This window comes from Novipirellula sp., from assembly GCF_041583735.1.
Lineage (GTDB): Bacteria > Planctomycetota > Planctomycetia > Pirellulales > Pirellulaceae > Novipirellula.
In genome coordinates, this window is record NZ_JBFHFD010000481.1 from 1 (window position 1) to 6,612 (window position 6,612).

The window sequence follows — 6,612 nt, forward strand, 5'->3', positions numbered from 1 at the left end:
GCAACCTCCTCGCCCGCCAAATAGCGATCCAAATCATCGGCAAACGCCTCGGCCGACGAATAGCGACAATGGGCTTCGTAGTGCATTGCTTTCAAACAGATCGCCTCCAAATCGGTGGGGATCGTATGGCGAATCAGCCGAGGCGAGATCGGGTCGTCGTGCAGCACCGAGCGAAGAATGTCGGCCGCCGATTCACCTTGGTGAGGCGGATGCCCGGTTAATAACGCGTATAAAATGGCCCCCAGCGAATAGATGTCCGCGGCTTCGTTGACGTCACGTCCTCCGGACGCTTGTTCGGGGCTCATATAATGAGGCGTTCCCAAAACTTGACCGGTCCGAGTGACGAGGGCCCCGTCACGATGCCATTTGGCTAAACCAAAATCGGCAACCAACGGGCGACCATCACTCGAAATCAGAATATTCTCGGGCTTCAGATCTCGATGCACGATGCCGGCGCGATGGGCGTAGGCAACCGCCCGAGCGACATCACGAACCATCTCTGCCGCACCGGAATCATCCAAACTTCGGTCGTTGACCTTTTGCTGAAGCGTTGGTCCTTCGACCAACGTCATCGAAAAGTATTCATAACCGCCCCACGAACCAATATCGTGAATCGCAATGATGCCGGGGTGATGCAATCCCGCAGCCGCTTCGGCTTCGATGCGAAACCGCCGCCGTTCTTCTTCACCGGCCAAAACCCCACTGCTGATCAGCTTCAAAGCGACCGGTCGCCCGAGGTTATCTTGGTTGGCCCGGTACACCACTCCCATGCCTCCGCGAGCAATTTCGCACTCAATTTTGTAGGGCCCGATACGAGTTCCCACCAACGTGGGCGGCACGACGCCAGGGCTCGGATCTCCCGCCAGCCAATGGTGATTTCGAAAAAAGCTTTTCAATTCGCCCGCAAACTGGGGGTAGGCGATCAGATATTGGTTGGGGTCGGGTGACAGCCCTTTTTCCTGTCGCTCGACGTAATCTGCCATCACGCTATCAAGCAACACATCTTCCCCGGCAATCGTCGGAGCGATCGGAGAATTCGATTTATCTCTAGACGGCACATTCATCTCTTGAGTATACCCCGAAAGAACGACAAACCCAGCGAACGGAATTCGCGGGGGATCGTCCTGGATCCAAAATGAATTTGCCGCTGCCATGCAGCAAGAACGACGACAAAAAAAACTCATGATGAATGCATCGCCCCAGGATGGCACCCAATCGGATGCAATCCATCTATCCATCGTGATTCCGCTGTATAACGAAGAGGAATCGGTGGGTCCGTTGATCGCGGCGTTGAAACAAACGTTCGCCGAGGAACCGTCTCGGTTCGAGATCATTTTGGTCGACGATGGCAGTGTGGATCAAACCTATCCGAATGCCACTGCGGCCGCCGATGCGTCGGGACTGCCCATTCATATCGTCTCGCTGTATCGCAATTTTGGGCAAACCGCGGCGATGCAAGCGGGGATCGACGCCGCCCAAGGACGATTGATCGCGACGTTGGATGGAGATCTGCAGAACGACCCCGCCGACATTCCGAAAATGGTCGCCCATTTGGAAGCCAACCAATTGGATCTCTTGGTTGGCCGCCGCAAAAAACGCCAAGACGGTTTGTTCCTCAGACTCGTTCCTTCGTGGATCGCCAATCGCTTGATCGCCAAGGTGACCGGAGTGCAGATCCGTGACTACGGATGCAGTCTAAAGATCTATCGGGCAGAGGTGATCAAACAAGTCAAATTAATGGGCGAGATGCATCGGTTCATCCCCGCGTGGGTAGCCGCAGTAACCCATCCGTCGCGGATTTCGGAAATCGAAGTCCGTCACAGTGCTCGCCAATTTGGCAGCTCGAAATATGGCATCTCTCGTACCGTTCGTGTGGTGCTGGATCTGTTGTCGGTATTGTTCTTTATGAAATACCGAGCCCGTCCGGGGCACTTTTTTGGCAGCGTCGGCTTGTTTGTCGGTGCGATCGGAATGGCGATGCTGGGCAGCCTCGGGGTTGCCAAGTTTGCCTTTGGCCAAGATATCGGAACACGACCGATGTTGTTGATCGGCGCGATTGCCACGCTCTCATCGTTGCAACTGATTTGCTTTGGCGTGATGGCGGAAATGTTGTCGCGGATCTACCATCAATCCTCCAGCCAACCTGGCTACTTCACGCGTCATCATCACTCGACGCACGCTGCCAATGACACCTTCGGTGTCGTCGCGGCACCTTGCGGTGAAGCGATCGGATCGATTGCTGCACCCCGTGACTACTTGTTGCCGCTACCCCAAACGCCATCCGTGATCACACCTGAAAGACGAGCTGGCTAAGCCAATGCTTGATTGGATCCTCGAAAAACGCTATCGGTTCGCAACCGTCTTGCTCGCCTATTTTGGTTTGCACGTGGTCATTCGCGTTTGCATCTCAGGTTCGCTTGACTTTGACGAATCCGAACAAGCGTTTTTGTCTCAGTGGTTCTCGCTTGGCTACAACAGCCAACCGCCACTGTACACATGGATGCAAACCGCATTGTTCCATCTCTTTGGTTATGGTGTGATGCCGCTCGCCCTGCTCAAAAATGTGTTGTTGGCGTTAACGTATTTATGTGTTTTCGGCACCGTACAAAAGGCGACGGGTAACGCTGCGATGGCGTTGGTTGCTTCGTTTGCCATGATGACCATCCCGCAAATTGCTTGGGAAAGCCATCGCGATCTCTCACACACCGTGGCGGTCACATTTGCCGTTAGTTTGTTGGTTTACTGCGTGGTTTCGCTGCGTCACCAACCGCACTGGAAGTGGTACGTTGCGATCGGTTTGACGTGCGGTTTTGGTTTGATGAGCAAATACAACTTTGCGATTGTGATCTTTGCGGTGATGGCCGCAGCCATTTCGGTACCAAGTTATCGACGTTGGTTGCTCGACCGTCGTTTGATCCTTTCGGTGGTTGTGGCCACCGTGCTGATTGCGCCTCATACCTATTGGGCTATCGATCATCTCCAACTGGCGTCAGCGAAGACGATTTCGACGTTGACCCGCGAACAAACCGACTCGTGGGGCAGCAATGTTTCGCACGGCATTTACGCACTGGTGACGTCCACGCTAGCGTGTTGTTTATTGACGCTGGCTATCTTTTTGGTTGCCTTTCGCGACTCGTTAAAAAGCATTTATCGGCAATGGAAATCCAATTCGACTGCCGCGGATCCCACCACGTTGTTGATCGAACGATTTCTTTTGATTGTCGGTATCGCGTTGATGATGCTTGTGTTATCGGGACATGCATTGGAGTTCAAAAATCGCTGGATTCAACCCTTTGCATGTTTATTCCCCGCCTATTTGATGCTTCGCGTCGGTCGATACGCCTACCTTGACCGCGTTGCGATGAACCGCGTCTGTATCAGTGCGGTGACACTCATGGCGGTCGTATTGATCGCGATCGTGGCCAGACCGATGTTTTCGCAAAAGCGGAACAAATTCATTTGGTTGAACATTCCCTATCCGCAGTTTGCTCAAACCATCGAGAACGAAATCGGAGAGGCTCCCGCGATCATCATCACGCCTCACATGCACAGCGCTGGAAATCTGAAACTTCAATTTCCGAGTTCATTGGTCATTGCGATGGACCAACGTCACTTGGTGGATAGCGAATCCCTGTTAAAGATCATCGCTCGCGGCAATCAGCAGGTCGTCGTAGCGACGGATGTCTGCACGCCGAGTGCGCACGAGAAGCTGAGCGAATTTGCGATTGAAATCGTCGGCCAACCTACCGATCAATTGCTTTGGCAGAGTCACGCGTATCGTTATCTTTATGGCGACGAATCGGCAAACACGACACTCGGCTTCGCACGCCTGGAACATTCGATTGACCCAATTGCTGCGATTTATGATCCCTTATCTGCAAGCGATCGGATTGGAGCCTTGCCACAGGAAACCGCGACACATTGATCCCACGCCCGCACTGGTCTTGTCTTGCAGGCCTTGAATTTGGATAGTGACCTTGTAATGGGATCCACTTGATCCTCGCGATACCATCGCAAGCGGTCGCTCGTTCGCGTCCCACTGTGTTGCTATTTCCCTGTTGCCGCCCCCCTTTTTCGAAAACGACGGATAGATCGTGACCAAGATTGATCGATACATCCTGATTCTATTTGTCCGCACGGTGTTGGTATGTTTTTGCTCGATCGCGGGCATTTTCATTGTTTTCCACGCCTTCACCAGCTTGGATGACTTGGTTCGTCAAGGCCGCACCGAGGGCGGGTTAGTGGCAGTGATGCTGCGATACTACGGTCCCTACATGCTGTTGCTGTTTGATTGGACCGGCGCGATTATCGTGTTGATGTCGCTGTTGTTTACGGTGGGCTGGCTTCGCCGGACGGGCGAATTGACCGCGACGCTTTCGGCTGGCATTTCGCATGGCCGGATTCTGCGTCCGATGCTGATCGCGTCCTTCGTAATCATCAGCATTCAATTGGCCAATCGCGAGTTCTTGTTGCCACATTACCGTGACGCTCTGGCGATGAAAGCCAAAGAAATGGAACAGGAATCCGAGCAACCGATTCTTCCGTGTTATGATTTAACCAATCAAATTCTGATCGAAGGGGCTTCGTTGCTGCCCCGCAGCAAACGGATCAATTACCCCAGTTTTCGTCTCGACGGGGACTTTGAGGGATTTGGCGACTTGATCACGGCCCAATCCGCCCAGTGGAGCGAAGCGACCAAAGATCATGCCAAAGGCTATTTGGTTAGTGGGATCAAACGTCCTGAAAACATCGCCTCGCTTGCTTCGGTCGGAACAGAAAATCGGCTCGTAATCTTGACGCCTCATGACCATCCGTGGCTGAAGCCAAACGAATGTTTTATTGCAACCACGATCAATTCCGAATTCTTACAAACCGACCAATCAACATCCCGTTTGGTCTCGATTTCTGAGATTGCCTCTCGCGTCAAAAACCCCGCGGTGCATAGCAGTTTAAGTGTTCAAGTCTTGCTGCACGAACGGATGGTTCGTCCGCCTCTGGATTACGCGCTGGTGTTGCTGGGGTTGCCGATCGTCGTCAATCGGCGTGGCCGCAATTTGTTCTTGATGATTGCCGTAGCAATCGGCACGGTGCTATTCTTTTTTGGGATCAAAACGCTCTCAGGTGCGATGGGCGGTAGTGGTTACTTGTTGTCACCCGCGATGTCGGCATGGGTTCCCTTGTTGGTGCTCGGACCGATTGCCTATGTCCGTTTTCGAGAAGTGCAGACCGAATGAACCCCTCGGACATTTCGGTCGTCATTCCGACACTGAACGAAGCCGCTACGATTGAAAACGCAATCCGCTCGGCGACTCGCGCCGGAGCTACCGAAGTCATTGTTTGTGACGGCGGAAGCCAGGACGAAACCACCTCGATTGCCTCCGACACCGGGGCGACAAAGATCATACGTTCGATTCCCGGTCGCGGCATCCAGCTGAACGCGGGTGCTGTATTCGCCAGCCGCGAAGTCGTGCTGTTTCTGCATGCCGACAACCTGCTCGGCGAATCGTGTCTGCAACAGATCTGCGAAATCCCCAACGTGGTTTGGGGCGTGTTTAAACAGCACATCGATCATCCCCGGTTTGCCTATCGGTTGATCGAAAAAGGCAATGCCGCGCGAGTCCGTTTTCGCGGGATGGCGTTTGGCGATCAAGCGATTTTTGTGCGCCGGCAAATCTATAAAGAAGTGGACGGATTCGAAGAAATCGAATTGATGGAAGACGTCGCTTTTTCGCGAATCATGCGAAAGATCGCTAAGCCCGTCTTGCTTACCGGGCCGATCACGATCAGTCCGCGGCGTTGGGAACAACGCGGCATCGTCGGGCAAACGCTACGGAATTGGAATCTGCAATGCCGCTACCGCCTCGGAGCGTCGCCGAGACAGCTGGCCAAGCAGTATCGGTAATTGCGGGATCGGCTTCCAGCCTGTCAAAGCAGGAATCGACAGACTGGAAGCCAATCCCATATTTAACTTGCTCGCGGATGCGCCTTCTCGTAGACCGACAATAGATTGGCGGCACTAACGTGGGTGTAGATTTGGGTCGTGGCCAAACTCTTGTGACCCAATAATTCTTGCACGCTGCGGATATCGGCGCCGCGATCAAGTAGATGCGTCGCGAAACTGTGCCGCAGTGTATGAGGACTCGTGCGTGAATCGAGTCCCACCACCGCGATATGTTTGTCGAGCATTCGCCCAACGCTGCGTGTCGTCAAAATATTGCCAAAACGATTGACGAAAACCGGAGCATCGCGGCCGAGTTGTTCGGTCTTGGGATCGCGGATACGGCGCTGTTCATATTGCTTGATCGCTTTGATGGCAAACGACCCAAGCGGACTGATGCGTTCTTTGCGCCCTTTACCACGGACCCGCAGGATCTGTTCATCAAAATCCATATCGCGATCACGCAGCGCGACCAATTCGCTGACACGCAAACCGGCCGAGTACATCGTTTCCAACATCGCTCGATCGCGAAGTCCCGCAGTGTCGCCACCGGGCGGCGCGAGCAGCAAGCGGCCCACCTCGTCATTACTTAACACGTGAGGCAATTTGCGTTGCCGCCGTGGATTGCGAAGCGGTTTTGCAGGGTTGCTGGTCGCGATCCCTTGCCGCATCGC

The 6,612-nt window shown here is 53.8% G+C and carries 6 protein-coding genes; 4 read left to right on the top strand and 2 right to left on the bottom strand.

What is annotated here, in order from left to right; genetic code table 11:
* A partial coding sequence (locus ABX962_RS26310; protein WP_372723810.1) for a serine/threonine protein kinase occupies window positions 1-1,184 on the bottom strand: 1,184 nt, incomplete at its 3' end.
* Here ABX962_RS26310 and ABX962_RS26315 point away from each other — a divergent pair.
* From ABX962_RS26315 to ABX962_RS26330, 4 genes are all read left to right on the top strand, one after another.
* A complete protein-coding gene (locus ABX962_RS26315) occupies window positions 1,183-2,313 on the top strand; it encodes a glycosyltransferase family 2 protein (RefSeq protein WP_372723812.1) in 1,131 nt (376 codons plus the stop codon). The genes ABX962_RS26310 and ABX962_RS26315 overlap by 2 nt on opposite strands.
* A 4-nt stretch (window positions 2,314-2,317) precedes the next feature.
* Window positions 2,318-3,925: an ArnT family glycosyltransferase gene (locus ABX962_RS26320; protein ID WP_372723814.1), complete on the top strand. Its 1,608-nt coding sequence runs from the start codon at window positions 2,318-2,320 to the stop codon at window positions 3,923-3,925.
* A 169-nt stretch (window positions 3,926-4,094) separates the two neighbouring features.
* Window positions 4,095-5,234: an LptF/LptG family permease gene (locus tag ABX962_RS26325; protein ID WP_372723816.1), complete on the top strand. Its 1,140-nt coding sequence runs from the start codon at window positions 4,095-4,097 to the stop codon at window positions 5,232-5,234.
* Complete coding sequence (locus tag ABX962_RS26330; protein ID WP_372723818.1) at window positions 5,231-5,902, top strand: TIGR04283 family arsenosugar biosynthesis glycosyltransferase; 672 nt, start codon at window positions 5,231-5,233, stop codon at window positions 5,900-5,902. The genes ABX962_RS26325 and ABX962_RS26330 overlap by 4 nt, the downstream gene beginning before the upstream one ends.
* A 62-nt stretch (window positions 5,903-5,964) precedes the next feature.
* Here the strand turns inward: ABX962_RS26330 and ABX962_RS26335 are convergent.
* Window positions 5,965-6,612 (bottom strand): tyrosine-type recombinase/integrase (locus ABX962_RS26335; protein WP_372723820.1); only part of this gene is annotated, 648 nt, incomplete at its 5' end.

Excerpts from the sequence above, each read along its gene's own strand:
- ABX962_RS26330 (WP_372723818.1), top strand. The coding sequence starts at position 5,231 with ATGAACCCCTCGGACATTTCGGTCGTCATTCCGACACTGAACGAAGCC.
- ABX962_RS26315 (WP_372723812.1), top strand. The coding sequence starts at position 1,183 with ATGATGAATGCATCGCCCCAGGATGGCACCCAATCGGATGCAATCCAT.
- ABX962_RS26320 (WP_372723814.1), top strand. The coding sequence starts at position 2,318 with ATGCTTGATTGGATCCTCGAAAAACGCTATCGGTTCGCAACCGTCTTG.